Consider the following 13,789-nt stretch of genomic DNA (forward strand, 5'->3'; position numbering starts at 1 on the left):
TTTTTTGCTAACATAACGCTAGCCCAACCTATTATACCTTTACTTTCGTAATATGGTACAATTTTGTCACAAACACATGAAGGAGTGTCATCATTGGATAAGGGAACTGTACAAGATTTAATGTTCTATAGTGAAGCATTGCAGGAGGAAATACAGCTATATATTTACGTCCCTGCTAATTATTCTCCACTATACAAATATAATATTCTCATCGCTTCGGATGGTAAAGATTATTTCCAACTTGGAGGTATTACAAAACTAGCCGATGAACTTATCGATGACTATGAAATCGAGAATTTAATCATTGCATTTGTCCCATACAAAGATATTAAAGATCGCCGTACTAAATATATTCCAAGTGGTGAGCAACATGAAGCTTACTTACGCTTTTTAGCACATGAACTTGTTCCCTATTTAGATGCTGAATATGCAACGTACCAAATGGGTATGAGCCGAGGAGTTATCGGTGATTCTATGGCTGCAACCGCTTCCTTAATGGCTGCATTAAAGTATCCGAGTATTTTTGGCAAGGTTATTTTACAATCACCTTATGTTGACGAAGATGTACTGAAAGCGGTTGAACAGTTTAAAGATCCAGGAGCTATTTCTATTTATCATATCGTGGGAAAAAATGAAGATAAAGTTGTGACAATGGATAAAACCGTTAAAGATTTTTTAACGCCAAATCGACAGTTGCACAATCTAATGTTAAGTAAAGGCTTCTCTACATTTTATGAAGAGTTTGATGGCAATCATACATGGAAATATTGGAAACCTGATTTAAGACGTGCGTTAATTGAAAATTTCAATTAATGTTAGGCGATTCAAATTACGTATTTTGAAATTTCTGTTATACTTAGATAGAAAAATCGTTTATTTTCGGGAGGTAATGGACTATGAAGTACGGAATTGTGGCATTTCCATCAAAAAAATTGCAAGATTTAGCAAATACGTATCGCAAGCGTTACGATCCTCATTATGCGAAGATTACACCGCATATGACGTTAAAAGACAGCTTTGATGCAACAGAAGACGATATTCAATCTATTGTTAAGCAATTAGATGATATTGCTGCTAAACACGCGCCTTTAAATATTCATGCATCACGCATTAGTTCGTTTTTCCCAACAACAAATGCGATTTATTTCCGCATCGAACCAACTGAACAATTACAAGCATTCCATCGTGTATTGGAAGAACAAATTCCTTTTGGGGACTCTAAGCATGTTTTTGTTCCACACATCACGATTGCACAAAAAATGACGGACTCAGAACATGATGATATTTTTGGGCAACTCCGCATGACTGGGGTTGATGAACATGATAGTATCGATCGTATTCATCTTTTATACCAATTGGAAGATGGGTCATGGACAACATATGAAACATTCCGATTGACTGGAGCTGAATGACTTTTGTATAACGTTAAGATTGTCGAAACAGAGAAAGAACATGCTGATGCATTTGCTGTTCGTAAAAAAGTATTTGTAGAGGAACAAGGTGTTCCGCTTCATTTAGAATGTGATGCTTTAGATGCAACAGCAACACATTTTATTATGTATGAAGGCAATGAACCTGTTGGTGCTGCTCGTCTACGTAGCATTGAAGATCATACTGCAAAAATTGAACGCGTATGTATTTTACAAAGTCAGCGGGGCAAAAAACTTGGCGTTTTAATTATGCAAGAAATGGAGAAATTCGCAATTTCCATTCAACAAAAGAAATTAAAACTCCATGCTCAAAGCTACGCCGTTCCTTTTTACGAAAAGCTTGGTTACACGGTAACATCTCCTGAATTTATGGATGCTGGAATACCTCATCGAGCAATGGAAAAAGAGATATAATGAACAGGTGTTACGATATGCTAAAAGCATAGTCGTAACACCTTTTTTTATGCCTTTGTAGCGTGTTCTCTATTTGGAGTTCTTTCTCACACCAAAATAGACAAACGTTCATCATTATTTCATCATTCTAGCAAGCTTTTCGAAATCTAGTGAAGCGCCATCTTGAATAATAGAGTTTACGATTTTATCTTCAAGCTCTTGTGTAATTTGTCTATTAGACACTTTGCCTACACGGCGTACTATTTTTCTTACTTGTTTCTCATTGGTGAAATCAGCATGTTGAATTGCATTAGCTAATGCAAAGATTTCATCCATTGATACGCCTGTCTTTTGTTCAATCGAATTAAAAAACGAGCGATGCATGTTCCCCCTCCTATCAATTCCACCTCAACGTTATTGTCGCGAATGATTCATAAACGGTAACTAATCGTACACAAAACATCAATGACAACTGTTGGAGGCTCTAACCTTATTCAGTAAGTTTTTTATATACTCACAGAAAAAAGCTAAAGCCTATATATCTAAAACTCTCTAGAGCTTTTAGCTAGACTAATTAACTTACGAAAGTAGCGCCAACAATAATTAGGAGAATGAATAGGACAACAATTAAGACAAATGTTGAGCCCATTCCATTATTGTTATTGCCTCCGCAATAGTTCCAGCTATTTGCACCAGCAACATTATTACCATAAGGTTGTGCACACCAGCCTTGATATCCCATAAAAGCACCCCTCCCTTCTACAACCTATAATATGTAAAGTTGCAGGCAAGAGAGGGGTATTCGTCTAGTCAATATTCCCTTTTGGTTTAAAAATTAATGCGCCAATAAAGCCAAAAACAATTGCAGCACTGATTCCCGAACTTGTTACTTCAAACATGCCAGTCAATACGCCTACTAATCCATGCTTTTCCGCTTCAGCCATTGCACCATGTGTTAAGGAGTTACCAAATGATGTAATAGGTACAGTAGCACCTGCACCTGCAAAATGAATGAGTGGCTCATACAAGCCCATTCCATCTAGAATTGCACCAACAACGACTAACGTACTTAATGTATGTGCTGGCGTTAATTTACCAACATCCATTAATAATTGACCGAAAACGCAGAAAATGCCTCCTACAATAAATGCAAATATAAAAGTCATAACCATGCTGTTGCCTCATTTCATTGTAATTTCTATCGCATGTGCGGTACATGGGATCGTCTCTTTCTGTTGGAACGAAAGTGGAGATAGCAATGCACCTGTCGCCACAAGGAGCACTCGTTTATATGTCCCTGCACGAAGCTCTTGCATTACATAACTAAAAAAAACAGCCGCTGAACAGCCTGCTCCACTCGCCCCCGATTGAAAGGATTCATCTTGACCGTAAAATTCCGCTCCAGCATCGCGTAAAAGTGTTAACTCCTCATTTTTTATGCCACTCTCGACAAGCATGCCTTTAAGCAGTTTTAAGCCAAGCTGTCCTAAATCGCCCGTTAAAATTAAATCATAATGATATATTTCTTGTTTACGTTCCTCTAAATGAGACTTAATCGTTTGGAAGGCAGCAGGAGCCATGGCAGCACCCATATGAAATGGATCATCCATTCCATAATCAATGACCTTACCTATCGTGGCTGCTTCAATAGAAGGAGCATCTTCACGATGTTTACCAACCAGCGCATAACCTGCTGCTGTTACAGTCCATTGCGCCGTTTGTGGTTTCTGTGCACCATAATTAATCGGATAACGAAATTGACGTTCAATCGCATTGTGTTGACTTGATGCCCCAGCAATTGAATAATTTGCAGCTCCGAGCTCCGTTAAAAGGCTGGCTACAATTACAGCTGAAACAGAGGTAGCACAAGCTGAAAATAATCCGATAAAGGGAATAGCTAATTCCCTTGCCGCAAAATTGGTAGGCGTCATTTGGTTAACTAAATCGCCACCTAATAAATAATCAACTTCTGCAGTTGTAATACCACCTTTTTTCATAACAAATTCACAAGCTTCTTCAACCATTTTTCGATGGCCTTGTTCATTTGTTTCCATTTGCCAGCGCTCATCGTCGTAGACCGTATCAAAATATTGTTTGAAAGTACTGCGGTCCTCTAACGGTCCTGCTACTACGCCTCCTGCTAACAACGATGGTTTTGACGGAAAGATGATTACCATGAAACCACCCCTATCGTTACAAGAATATATTTAATAAGTGCAACAAAAAATGCAGATACTACACCAAATAACACAACAGATCCCGCTAATTTGAATAAATTACCGCCAACACCGAGGACTAAACCTTCAGATCTATGTTCAATTGCAGCAGAAATTACCGCATTCCCAAACCCTGTAACAGGCACTGCTGAACCTGCTCCTGCAAATTGACCAATTCTTTTGTATAAACCAAAGCCTGTTAAAATCATTGCAAAAAATACCATCGTTGCAACTGTTGGGTTTCCGGCTGTTGCTTCTGTGAAATTAAAGAAAACGATATAAAAAAGAGAAACCGCCTGCCCAATTGTACAAATGAGACCACCTACCACAAATGCTTTAACGGCATTTTTTAAGTAAGGGGTAGGCGGTGTTATGTTTTGTTCTAGCTGTTGATATTGCTCTTTTTCCATTATGTTTCCTCCTTTGCAAGCTTCTGCAGCTCCGTAATTTTCTTGCTTAGTTTATTATCTTCAAGTTGGTCCTTTTTTATTTTATTGGCTTCATAAAATATTTTATAATCGGCTGAAACAAAAACCTCTTTGCTGGGATACTTTTCATCAAACTTTTTTTGGAGTTTTTTCTCTATTTTAGTCGTATTCCATTTTTTCAATGGTTTAATTTGCACAGCCACAAGCATTTTATCGTCATATTGAATGACAGTTGATTTTTCAACCGATTTTTCTTCTTTTAATACCGATTCAAGCTCTGCTTCATTTTGTGGAGAACCATAGACAATAAATTTTTCTTTTTCCGTGCATCCAATAAGCAATGTCATACAGACGAATAGAGGCAACATCATTCCTAATAACCTCAAGGTATTTACCCTCCTTTTCCTAACAGTTTCTCCACACATAAAAAAACTATTCATTTGAATAAGTAAACGAAAGCCCGAGTCCATTTTTCAAAAGCACATATTGTAGAAGTAGTTAGAAAGAAAGGAGGTGACAATATGGGTTGTGGTAAACCAACAAATCCTATTGGACCTATCCATTCAGCAGGCTGCGTATGTGACGTGGTGCGTGCAATTTTAGATATTCAAAATCAAGCGGTGCGAGATGAGTGTTCTCCATGTACAGCAAACTGTTTCTTAGAACCACTAGGCGGGATCGTAAGTCCTGCACGCTCAACAGCAGATACACGCGTATTCATGCTTATTACAAAAGACGGTACTCCATTTAAAGCATTCTTTAGCTCACCATCAGCAGATCCTTGTAAATGTACATCAGTATTTTTCCGTGTCGAAGATATGTTTGATGAATGCTGTGCTACTTTACGCGTTTTAGAACCATTATGTACTTATGATTCTACTGAAAGCACTGTAGACTTATTAAGTCGTGATGGCTGCTGCGTAAATATGAAGAAAATTTGTAAAGTAGATGATTGGAACTCTACTGATAGCTGTATCACTGTGGATTTATCTTGTTTCTGCGCTGTTCAATGTATCGCTGATGTTGACTTAGGGATTTGTAATTAAGTCTTTCTCCTTTGACACACTACACATAAAAAAAAAGTGTACAGCATCCTCTGCTGTACACTTTTTTTATAATATCGGCAATTGTTTCCCCCGCCATAATATTTGTTCAATATCCTCGAAGTAAATAATTTCTTGTGTATTGAACTCCTTGGACGTCAACAATAGGGAATCCATTTGCATATCTGAAGCAGTTCCACTTAGTCTTCTACCATCCTTTAAAGTGATTAATAATGGTTGATAAGCTTTTTGACGAAACGGTTTTTCTAAAAACTGTAGCTGCTTTATAATATATTCGTCCATTTCTTCGTTTACTTCTTCATTTACTTGTTCTTTCACTAATTTAGGTACCGCTTCATCTAGACTCGACTCACTGTCGTATTGATCTCTTACATAGACAGACGTACTTTCATCCAAATCCAATTCATGTAGCATTTTAGAAATGTTTAAGAAATAAGTTGGTGACTTTATATATAGGCGTGGCTCTCGCTCCACAATTATCACTTCCCTTTTTTCCCTACAATATGCAAAAGTGAAGAAATTGGTTCTTAGCCTATTTGACTTAAAAACACGGTCGCTAGTCCTAAATAAATTAAAATACTCGTAATATCATTTAATGTTGTAATAAACGGACCCGATGCAACAGCCGGATCAATTTTCATACGATGCATTAATAATGGGATAAATGAGCCAGCAAGTGTTGCCACTAAAATCGAACCACAAATTGCTGCACCAACAAGCATCCCTAAAATTAATTCACTTTTCCATATATATACAATACCAATAACAATCAGGCCACAAACAATTCCCGTTAAGATGCCAGTACCTGCTTCTCGAAGTAACAGCTTCATTTTGCTATGTTCTTCGACATCACCTGTCGCAATGCCTCGAATGGCAACAGCAAGTGCTTGTGTGCCACTATTCCCCGAAGTACCTGAAATAAGCGGAATAAAGACAGCAAGCAACGCTACTTTATCTAATGTATCTTCAAACTGCCCCATTAAATTCGCTGTTAGCATACCTAAAAACAATAAAATAACAAGCCAAGGCAAACGTTTTTTTGCTGCTTGCCAAGGATTAGTATCAAACTTATCCATATCGGAAATACCCGCTAATTTCGAGTAGTCTTCCGATGCTTCCTCATCAATAACGTCGATAATATCATCGACAGTAATAATCCCCAAAAGCTCACCTTGATCACCAATAACAGGTGTTGCTAGGAAATTATAATCCTTCATAATTTGTGCTACTTCCTCTTGGTCATCACCCACATGCACCATTACAACTCGTTCATTCATAATGGAGCGAATAAGTGTATCCTCATCAGCAATGATTAAATCGCGGAGTGAAATAACCCCTGTTAGTCGATGTGCCTCATCCACAACAAATATATAATAAATCGTTTCGGCATTTGGTGCCTCTTTACGCAATATCGCCATTGCAGAACGAACAGTTGAATTTTCAGGAATAGCTACGTATTCAGTTGTCATAATAGAACCAGCTGTATATTCATCATAACTTAAAAGCTCATTAATCTCTTCAGCTGTTTCTACATCCATCATGCCTAAATAGCTTTCTCGTTGCTTTGTATCCAACTCATTTAAAACGTCTGCAGCATCATCAGCATACATATGGGACAGCATTTCTGCACCGTATGCTGGATCCATCTCAGCTAAATACGCTGTATATTCGTCATCATCTATTTCGATTGCCTCAAAAATATCAGCCATTTCCGTCGGAGACAAGTACGAATAGATGATCTTCCTTATATCAGGCTCCACCTTTTCATAAAACGTTGCCTGATCATATGGATGAAGTTCTAAAAACTCATCACGGAATGCGTTAATTTCATTGTTTTCTAGCATACCACGTAAATGTGCCTCGTCGAATTGCACATCATCCTTTTCATTTCTTTCCTCTATCATGCTTGTCCCCTCCTTCCGAGCGTTGAAATTATTTCACGTTCATTGACGCAAATCTACCTTTTATATAATAGTGTGCATGCACTGTTTGTGCAAACTCTTTTTTTAGATAAAAACAACTTTCTTCTTTACTATACCCTACAATTGCTTATTTTTCTGTTAACATGCTATTAAGATACTATTTAATAGTAAAAATGATAAGGAGATGCTCGATTTCGCGAACACCTCCTCAAATATTTAATATTTGTTGCATATCATCCTTTAACATACTTGTGAAAGAGTACTTCTCATTTGTTAATGGATGCTGCAAAGACAACGATACACAATGTAGTGCTTGCCGATCTATCAGATTACGGCTTCCCCCATATAATTCATCGCCTATAAGTGGGTGACCTACATAAGCCATATGCACGCGGATTTGATGTGTTCGTCCTGTATGCAATTTTAAGCGAATATGCGTCATCGGCTCTCCTTGAACTGTAAAACGCTGTAAGACGGTCACATCCGTATGCGCAAATTGGCCATCCTCCCGTACCTCACGTTCAATAATACTAGATTCTTTTCGACCAATAGGCGCAATGATAGACTGCCTATCCTCTATTAAATGTCCGTGTACAATTGCTTCATATTCACGCGACACATTACCACTGCGTTGGGCTAAACCCATTAAGTGATGGATATGTGCATGCTTAGCGATGCATAACAAGCCTGATGTATCACGATCGAGCCTTGTCACAACATGGACGGTGGAGGCTAAGCGTTGTTGTTCAAAATAGCCACAAACAAAATTAGCTACACTTTTTGACGGATGCTCACGGGATGGAATTGTACTTTGATGTGCTGGTTTATCAAGCACTAACAAAGCCTCATCCTCGTAAATAATAGACAGCGCTCCATATTCAATTGTGAGTCCATCACTTTTCTCTTCTGGTGGAAATTTTATTTCTACCTGATCTCCCATGTGAAGGGGGTAACGTACATTTTGCTCGATACCATTGACCGATAGTAAGCCCCCATCAAACTTAATAGCTGTTAAAGCACGTTTCGATATTTGCCATTGTGCTAAAGCCTCACGGAGCAATTGACCATCCTTTTCAGCTTGAAATTGAAGTGTAAAACGTGTATCGCTATTACTCATTTGCAACGAATGACTCATGCACACGTTCCCAAAACGGAAACGGTCTGAAGCGTGCAAAGCGGACCCTTTCATTTGCTACATTGAAAGCAATGGATTTCACATCACCTTGTGTGACTTGTAGATGATCAACTGTCATATTGAAGTTTTGATCGTTCACTGGGCGTAAAATACAGTGATGATGAGCTGGTAAAATTAGTGGCGAGCCTACTGTTCGGAAGACGCGATTATTTATAGAGGCAATTTCAGTAATTTGAAGTGCCGCTAAAGTAGGGTGGATAATGGCTCCTCCTAAAGCTTTGTTATAGGCTGTACTACCTGATGGGGTCGAAACACAAAGGCCATCCCCACGGAAACGCTCAAACTGATTACCATTTAACTCAACATCCATTACAAGGGTAACATCAGGCGATTTCACGGTCGCTTCATTTAGTGCCAAATAAGTGTTTGATTCTGCATTATGATGTTCCACTTTTACTTCTAATAAGGGATACTCCACAACATTAAAATCTTTTTTCGCAATAGATAGCACTAATTTCTCTAGTTCGGAGGGTTTCCAATCCGCATAAAATCCCAAATGGCCTGTATGAATACCGACGAATGCAACTTGATCTAGCAAATGTGAGTAGCGATGGAAAGCATGTAATAGCGTGCCGTCCCCACCTATCGATACGACAATTTCAGGTGTCTCTTCATCGTATGTTAATCCAAAATCTTGCAAATATGTTTTTGCTAGCTCCATTAATTCATTTGATTGTGCATCTCTACGTGATTGAATAGAAAATTTCATTGTGAGTCACGCTCCTTCTCTGATAGTAAACTAGGATTCGATGCCTCTTTAAATTCACTAAAATAGGCCTGTGCTTCTTGAATTTCACTACGAATCGAAGACATTTCTTCATCTAACCGGAAGGCTGCTTCTGCTGCACTTTGTAGACGATTTTTTATTTCCTCTGGAAACATGCCCTTATATTTATAATTTAGTGAATGTTCTATTGATGCCCAAAAATTCATAGCTAATGTACGAATTTGAATCTCTGCTAGCACTACTTTTTTTCCTTGTATGGTCTCAACGGGGTATTCTACAATCATATGATATGAACGATAACCGCTTGGCTTATTATGGGTAATATAATCTCGCTCTTCCACTACGCGCATATCCTTACGTTGTCGAATTAGCTCTGTCACCGTCGAAATATCATCTACAAATTGACACATAATACGAACACCTGCAATATCGCCAAGCTCGTCGCCAAGTTGCTTCGACGGTTCAAAGGCTAGTCCTTTTTCTAGCGTTTTATCGTAAATGCTTGCCAGTGGCTTTACTCGTCCTGTCACAAATTCAATTGGTGAATTTGCATTGACAATGCCAAACTGAGATCGCATACCTTTTAATTTTATTTTCAACTCATCTACTGCTTGTTTATAAGGACTTAAAAAAATCTCCCATTGTCCCATCGCTAAAACCTCCCGACATTCGGTATCGGACAAAACCAACACCGTCTGTTCGTTTTGTCTTTTTTAATCAGCGAGAACTGCCTTGAAGTGTTGTTCCACTGCTTGAACAAATTCTGCTCCGTAATTGTAATTTCCTTCAATATTATACACGAGCATTTCCAATTCCTCGTAAAAGTTTGTCAGTTCAATTACTTCCCCATCTACTTTTAACATTGGGTTTTGTTTGGCTTGTAAAATATGTACAAGATTGTCCCAACTGTTTTGTGGAAAACGCAAGTAATGATAGTCCTCTCCTGCATCCAGTAAATAGATAAATGCAAAATCATCTGAATCTGCAATTACTTGGGCAGCAGGCTTTAGCTGTAAATTTTTATGATTGTCGTTTAAACTAAAATGAGGTTGCTGATTTTCAAAATAAAATGATTCTATAGTATATATTTTACGCAAATGTGGGTCCCCTTTTCGTCGTTCTCTTCCTCTTATTTTAGCATATGGGGTAAATAGTTGCAGTGTGTAATTGCAAAACAACAAGCAAACTTCGGCTAAAAACCGATTACAACATTCGCTTAATTGCGTCCCGAGCTTTTTCATTTCTGCTTGAAAAAAGCTCCAGTTAAATATCGATGACAACAGTAGGGGTAGAAGCCCCTCCCAATCAAATTATAGTTTGGCAACACACACTTATTAGAAGTAGCGGACTTCCGTTGACGCAAGTAAATTAATAAAAAAGGATGAGCATCTATGGCACAACAACTTGAAATTGAGTTTAAAAATATTTTAACTAAACAACAATATGAGCATTTGCTAGAAGAATTCCAAATCCAAAAAAATGCTATTCATCGTCAAACAAATCATTATTTCGACACACCTACTAATGCTATTCGGAATTTGCAAAGTGGGTTACGTATCCGCATTATTAATAATTATTATGAATGTACATTAAAAGAGAAAACTTCAAATCATACACATTTAGAAACAACCGATGAATTGACCGCTGCACAAGCAGAAAAAATGCTTGCAGGCCAAGGTTTTTATGCACCAGAAGTCGCAAAAAGACTAGCGTCACACAACATTGCATTAGAACAATTAGCCGTGTTTGGTTCCCTTACAACGGACCGTGTCGAAATTCCTTATAAAGAGGGACTTCTTGTATTTGATCATTCTTTCTATTTGCAGTGTGACGATTATGAGGTAGAATATGAATCAAAAGATGAAATAAAAGGAAAAGCAATCTTCGACGAATTTCTACAGCAATACGATATAAAAAAACAAATTGCTGAAAAAAAAATTGCACGCTTTATGAAAGCTTTACAATCAACTAAACAACAATAATGCTTATTACAATACGAAAGGGTGACCAGCTCATTGGATATCCAATCTTTGAGAACAATGCTTGAAATCCAAGCACTACAAACATTAGGTTCTACGGGAAATACTTCACCAAATTCTTTCACAAACAGCAATTCTATCTTTTCTGATATGATTGAAGAAATGTTAGGCGATGCGACAACAACGAACAACGCAAAATTATCTAGCCTCCTTGGCATGAGTTCTTCGGGCTCCGCCAACTTTATGGACCAGCTTAGTAGCTTAACAGGTATGACTGGTGGAAATACAAATAGTTCGCTCCAATCATTGCTCTATAATGGAACGAATTCTGTGTATATTCCCGCCTCTCTCCAAGCGACATTATCAAACATGCAAGCCAGCACTAAGCTAGATTCCTATGTATCAGACGATGTGATTGGCTCGACTGCCTATGCCAATTCACTTGCTGGAGCTAACCAATATGTCGCAATTATCGATAAGGCTGCGGCTACTTATAATGTACCAGCTAAGCTTATTGCTGCCGTTATCAAGCAAGAGTCCAACTTTAACACATTCGCTGTCAGTCATGCAGGCGCTCAAGGCTTAATGCAATTAATGCCTAAGACAGCTCAATATTTAGGTGTAACGAATTCATTTGATCCCGAGCAAAATATTATGGCTGGAGCCAAATATTTACGCCAAATGCTTGATAAATTTGATAATGATCCAACACTGGCTTTGGCCGCTTATAACGCTGGAGCTTCTCGCGTAACAAAATATAATGGCATTCCACCATTTAAAGAAACGCAGAATTATGTCAAAAAAGTGATGAATTATTACACTGTTTAAATCGCATAAAGCCTGTAATTACAGTCTTTTTCAGCAAATTTCACCCTCGTTGGTGAAATTTGTGCTTTTCTATCGAAAACATTTTCAAAGTGCTCTTTGTTTGTGTAAACGAATGGACGTTGATAGAATGAAGGTAGTCACAAGATATTCACATTTTTCAATTCAACAAAGTATTAGATAAAATGGTACATGAACATATTGATTTGTACTTTACGATATACTTCTTATAAAGAATAAAAGGAGCATTTACTTATGAGTCGAAAATACACTGTTCCTTATGAGGAGCTTGGAGCTGAAAAACTTTCTGAACTCATACATGCGTTCTATAAAAGAGTTGCACAGCATCCTGATCTTATGCCAATCTTTCCTAAAGATTTGACAGAGACAGCCCGCAAGCAAATTCAATTTCAAACACAATATTTAGGGGGTCCAAATCTTTTTACAGAAGAGCATGGACATCCAATGATGCGTGCGCGTCATATGAATTTTCCAATCACACCTGATCGTGCCCAGGCTTGGCTAGAGTGTATGGCTGAAGCGATGGATGAGGTTGGTTTGGAAGGGAAGTTCCGTGAAACCTACTACCAACGTTTAGTTTTAACAGCTCATCACATGATTAATACACCTAATGACGATGAGGGGGAATTATTACGTGAATAATATTCAAATGTTGCAAGAACCAACACCGACGATTTCTACTGCCAATAAGCCAATTGAATTGTATATTTTCGTAGATCCACTTTGTCCTGAAGCTTTTAGTATGCAATCCATCATTCGTAAACTACAACTAGAGTATAATCATTATTTTTCATGGCGCTTTGTGTTAAGCACAGAGCTCTCTTCACTTAATTGTTTGAGTAAGCGCATGAAGGGCTGTGAATCAGGGATTGAACTGGATATTAATCACCCTGTGTTACCCTCCATTGCCATAAAGGCGGCAGAATTACAGGGTAAACGTTCAGGCGCTCGTTATTTGTCAAAATTACAAGAATATGTTTTGCTGAATTATCAGGATGTTAATTCCTATGCAACGCTGTTAAAAATTGCAGAGGAAGTACAGTTAGATATGAATGAATTCACTGTCGATTTCGGTTCAAAAGAAGCCGCACGTGCATTCCAATGCGACCTTTATATAAAAAGAGAAATGGAAGTTGATGAAGTACCTAGTATTGTATTTTTCAATGAGTGCATTGAGGATGAAGGGCTAAAAGTGAGCGGTAGCTATGACTATGAAGTTTATGAACATATTTTACAAGAAATGATGAATGAACAGTTAATTCGCCAACCGTTACCCACTATTGAAGAATTATTTTTAAAGTACCATACACTTTCTACAAATGACATAGCATTTATTTATTCCTTAACAGAACAAGCAGCAGAACGTGAGTTAAAAAAACGTATGCTTCAACAAAAGATTGAACGTATTCAAACAGATCACGCTACACTGTGGCGTATTAAATAATGCAATTATACTTTTATTCCAAAAGGATAGGAACTCAACTATTTTATAACTGAGTCCTATTCTTTTTTTTATTTCATAACGTTATAATCTTTCATTATAGGAAGTGCCTATTGTAGGTCAAAGGCAGTGATACTAAAACCTTATA

The 13,789-nt window shown here is 37.8% G+C and carries 20 protein-coding genes; 8 read left to right on the forward strand and 12 right to left on the reverse strand.

Going from position 1 to position 13,789, the window contains the following annotated elements; translation table 11 throughout:
* Nucleotides 1-93 precede the first annotated feature (93 nt).
* The 3 genes from LS41612_RS19210 to LS41612_RS19220 all read left to right on the forward strand — a co-directional run bounded on the left by LS41612_RS19210 (nucleotide 94) and on the right by LS41612_RS19220 (nucleotide 1,844).
* Nucleotides 94-813 (forward strand): alpha/beta hydrolase, encoded by a 720-nt coding sequence (locus LS41612_RS19210; protein WP_024362549.1) that lies wholly within the window; start codon nucleotides 94-96, stop codon nucleotides 811-813.
* A gap of 83 nt (nucleotides 814-896) precedes the next feature.
* Nucleotides 897-1,412 carry a YjcG family protein gene (locus LS41612_RS19215; protein ID WP_024362548.1) on the forward strand — a complete coding sequence of 172 codons (516 nt, stop codon included), beginning with the start codon at nucleotides 897-899 and terminating at the stop codon, nucleotides 1,410-1,412.
* 3 nt (nucleotides 1,413-1,415) lie between these two features.
* Nucleotides 1,416-1,844 carry a GNAT family N-acetyltransferase gene (locus LS41612_RS19220; protein ID WP_024362547.1) on the forward strand — a complete coding sequence of 143 codons (429 nt, stop codon included), beginning with the start codon at nucleotides 1,416-1,418 and terminating at the stop codon, nucleotides 1,842-1,844.
* Nucleotides 1,845-1,958: 114 nt separating this feature from the next.
* Here LS41612_RS19220 and LS41612_RS19225 read toward each other — a convergent pair whose 3' ends face one another.
* The 6 genes from LS41612_RS19225 to LS41612_RS19245 all read right to left on the reverse strand — a co-directional run bounded on the left by LS41612_RS19225 (nucleotide 1,959) and on the right by LS41612_RS19245 (nucleotide 4,853).
* Nucleotides 1,959-2,207 carry a stage VI sporulation protein F gene (locus tag LS41612_RS19225; RefSeq protein WP_024362546.1) on the reverse strand — a complete coding sequence of 83 codons (249 nt, stop codon included), beginning with the start codon at nucleotides 2,205-2,207 and terminating at the stop codon, nucleotides 1,959-1,961.
* Nucleotides 2,208-2,397: 190 nt separating this feature from the next.
* Nucleotides 2,398-2,565, reverse strand: coding sequence for a YjcZ family sporulation protein (locus LS41612_RS23805; protein ID WP_080653321.1), 168 nt, complete (start codon nucleotides 2,563-2,565; stop codon nucleotides 2,398-2,400).
* A 64-nt stretch (nucleotides 2,566-2,629) separates the two neighbouring features.
* Nucleotides 2,630-2,989, reverse strand: a complete 360-nt coding sequence (gene spoVAE, locus LS41612_RS23215) for a stage V sporulation protein AE (RefSeq protein WP_370510654.1) — start codon at nucleotides 2,987-2,989, stop codon at nucleotides 2,630-2,632.
* Between the two features lie 15 nt (nucleotides 2,990-3,004).
* Nucleotides 3,005-4,000, reverse strand: a complete 996-nt coding sequence (locus LS41612_RS19235; protein ID WP_024362544.1) for a stage V sporulation protein AD — start codon at nucleotides 3,998-4,000, stop codon at nucleotides 3,005-3,007.
* Entirely contained in the window at nucleotides 3,994-4,449 is a 456-nt protein-coding gene (gene spoVAC / locus LS41612_RS19240) for a stage V sporulation protein AC (RefSeq protein WP_024362543.1), read from the reverse strand. Before spoVAC ends, LS41612_RS19235 begins: the two co-directional genes overlap by 7 nt.
* Nucleotides 4,449-4,853 carry a YhcN/YlaJ family sporulation lipoprotein gene (locus LS41612_RS19245; protein ID WP_227665410.1) on the reverse strand — a complete coding sequence of 135 codons (405 nt, stop codon included), beginning with the start codon at nucleotides 4,851-4,853 and terminating at the stop codon, nucleotides 4,449-4,451. The genes spoVAC and LS41612_RS19245 overlap by 1 nt, the downstream gene beginning before the upstream one ends.
* Before the next feature lie 135 nt (nucleotides 4,854-4,988).
* On the opposite strand from LS41612_RS19245, the gene LS41612_RS19250 reads away from it, so the two are divergent.
* Complete coding sequence (locus LS41612_RS19250; protein ID WP_024362541.1) at nucleotides 4,989-5,513, forward strand: CotY/CotZ family spore coat protein; 525 nt, start codon at nucleotides 4,989-4,991, stop codon at nucleotides 5,511-5,513.
* Between the two features lie 66 nt (nucleotides 5,514-5,579).
* Here the strand turns inward: LS41612_RS19250 and LS41612_RS19255 are convergent, their stop codons facing one another.
* The 6 genes from LS41612_RS19255 to LS41612_RS19280 form a co-directional block, all read right to left on the reverse strand.
* Nucleotides 5,580-6,005 (reverse strand): hypothetical protein, encoded by a 426-nt coding sequence (locus LS41612_RS19255; RefSeq protein WP_024362540.1) that lies wholly within the window; start codon nucleotides 6,003-6,005, stop codon nucleotides 5,580-5,582.
* A 53-nt stretch (nucleotides 6,006-6,058) separates the two neighbouring features.
* Nucleotides 6,059-7,435, reverse strand: coding sequence for a magnesium transporter (gene mgtE, locus LS41612_RS19260; RefSeq protein WP_024362539.1), 1,377 nt, complete (start codon nucleotides 7,433-7,435; stop codon nucleotides 6,059-6,061).
* A gap of 226 nt (nucleotides 7,436-7,661) precedes the next feature.
* Nucleotides 7,662-8,588 carry an RluA family pseudouridine synthase gene (locus tag LS41612_RS19265; RefSeq protein WP_024362538.1) on the reverse strand — a complete coding sequence of 309 codons (927 nt, stop codon included), beginning with the start codon at nucleotides 8,586-8,588 and terminating at the stop codon, nucleotides 7,662-7,664.
* On the reverse strand, nucleotides 8,563-9,357 hold the full coding sequence (locus LS41612_RS19270) for an NAD kinase (protein ID WP_024362537.1): 795 nt from the start codon (nucleotides 9,355-9,357) through the stop codon (nucleotides 8,563-8,565). Before LS41612_RS19270 ends, LS41612_RS19265 begins: the two co-directional genes overlap by 26 nt.
* Nucleotides 9,354-10,025: a GTP diphosphokinase gene (gene yjbM / locus LS41612_RS19275; RefSeq protein WP_024362536.1), complete on the reverse strand. Its 672-nt coding sequence runs from the start codon at nucleotides 10,023-10,025 to the stop codon at nucleotides 9,354-9,356. Before yjbM ends, LS41612_RS19270 begins: the two co-directional genes overlap by 4 nt.
* 63 nt (nucleotides 10,026-10,088) lie before the next feature.
* Nucleotides 10,089-10,472, reverse strand: a complete 384-nt coding sequence (locus LS41612_RS19280; RefSeq protein ID WP_024362535.1) for a UPF0738 family protein — start codon at nucleotides 10,470-10,472, stop codon at nucleotides 10,089-10,091.
* A 294-nt stretch (nucleotides 10,473-10,766) separates the two neighbouring features.
* On the opposite strand from LS41612_RS19280, the gene LS41612_RS19285 reads away from it, so the two are divergent.
* The 4 genes from LS41612_RS19285 to LS41612_RS19300 all read left to right on the forward strand — a co-directional run bounded on the left by LS41612_RS19285 (nucleotide 10,767) and on the right by LS41612_RS19300 (nucleotide 13,644).
* Nucleotides 10,767-11,357: a CYTH domain-containing protein gene (locus LS41612_RS19285; protein ID WP_024362534.1), complete on the forward strand. Its 591-nt coding sequence runs from the start codon at nucleotides 10,767-10,769 to the stop codon at nucleotides 11,355-11,357.
* A 33-nt stretch (nucleotides 11,358-11,390) separates the two neighbouring features.
* A complete protein-coding gene (locus LS41612_RS19290) occupies nucleotides 11,391-12,182 on the forward strand; it encodes a lytic transglycosylase domain-containing protein (RefSeq protein ID WP_024362533.1) in 792 nt (263 codons plus the stop codon).
* Nucleotides 12,183-12,434: 252 nt separating this feature from the next.
* Entirely contained in the window at nucleotides 12,435-12,842 is a 408-nt protein-coding gene (locus LS41612_RS19295) for a globin domain-containing protein (RefSeq protein WP_024362532.1), read from the forward strand.
* Nucleotides 12,835-13,644 carry a DsbA family protein gene (locus LS41612_RS19300; RefSeq protein ID WP_024362531.1) on the forward strand — a complete coding sequence of 270 codons (810 nt, stop codon included), beginning with the start codon at nucleotides 12,835-12,837 and terminating at the stop codon, nucleotides 13,642-13,644. Before LS41612_RS19295 ends, LS41612_RS19300 begins: the two co-directional genes overlap by 8 nt.
* Nucleotides 13,645-13,789: the final 145 nt, after the last annotated feature.

This window comes from Lysinibacillus sphaericus, from assembly GCF_002982115.1.
In the GTDB taxonomy this organism is placed as follows: domain Bacteria; phylum Bacillota; class Bacilli; order Bacillales_A; family Planococcaceae; genus Lysinibacillus; species Lysinibacillus sphaericus.

What these genes read in the sequence shown, in the direction of transcription:
- LS41612_RS19215 (WP_024362548.1), top strand. Translation starts at nt 897, where the DNA reads ATGAAGTACGGAATTGTGGCATTTCCATCAAAAAAATTGCAAGATTTA.
- LS41612_RS19225 (WP_024362546.1), bottom strand. Translation starts at nt 2,207, where the DNA reads ATGCATCGCTCGTTTTTTAATTCGATTGAACAAAAGACAGGCGTATCA.
- LS41612_RS23805 (WP_080653321.1), bottom strand. Translation starts at nt 2,565, where the DNA reads ATGGGATATCAAGGCTGGTGTGCACAACCTTATGGTAATAATGTTGCT.
- spoVAE (WP_370510654.1), bottom strand. Translation starts at nt 2,989, where the DNA reads ATGACTTTTATATTTGCATTTATTGTAGGAGGCATTTTCTGCGTTTTC.
- LS41612_RS19235 (WP_024362544.1), bottom strand. Translation starts at nt 4,000, where the DNA reads ATGGTAATCATCTTTCCGTCAAAACCATCGTTGTTAGCAGGAGGCGTA.
- spoVAC (WP_024362543.1), bottom strand. Translation starts at nt 4,449, where the DNA reads ATGGAAAAAGAGCAATATCAACAGCTAGAACAAAACATAACACCGCCT.
- LS41612_RS19250 (WP_024362541.1), top strand. Translation starts at nt 4,989, where the DNA reads ATGGGTTGTGGTAAACCAACAAATCCTATTGGACCTATCCATTCAGCA.
- mgtE (WP_024362539.1), bottom strand. Translation starts at nt 7,435, where the DNA reads ATGATAGAGGAAAGAAATGAAAAGGATGATGTGCAATTCGACGAGGCA.
- LS41612_RS19265 (WP_024362538.1), bottom strand. Translation starts at nt 8,588, where the DNA reads ATGAGTCATTCGTTGCAAATGAGTAATAGCGATACACGTTTTACACTT.
- LS41612_RS19270 (WP_024362537.1), bottom strand. Translation starts at nt 9,357, where the DNA reads ATGAAATTTTCTATTCAATCACGTAGAGATGCACAATCAAATGAATTA.
- yjbM (WP_024362536.1), bottom strand. Translation starts at nt 10,025, where the DNA reads ATGGGACAATGGGAGATTTTTTTAAGTCCTTATAAACAAGCAGTAGAT.
- LS41612_RS19285 (WP_024362534.1), top strand. Translation starts at nt 10,767, where the DNA reads ATGGCACAACAACTTGAAATTGAGTTTAAAAATATTTTAACTAAACAA.
- LS41612_RS19295 (WP_024362532.1), top strand. Translation starts at nt 12,435, where the DNA reads ATGAGTCGAAAATACACTGTTCCTTATGAGGAGCTTGGAGCTGAAAAA.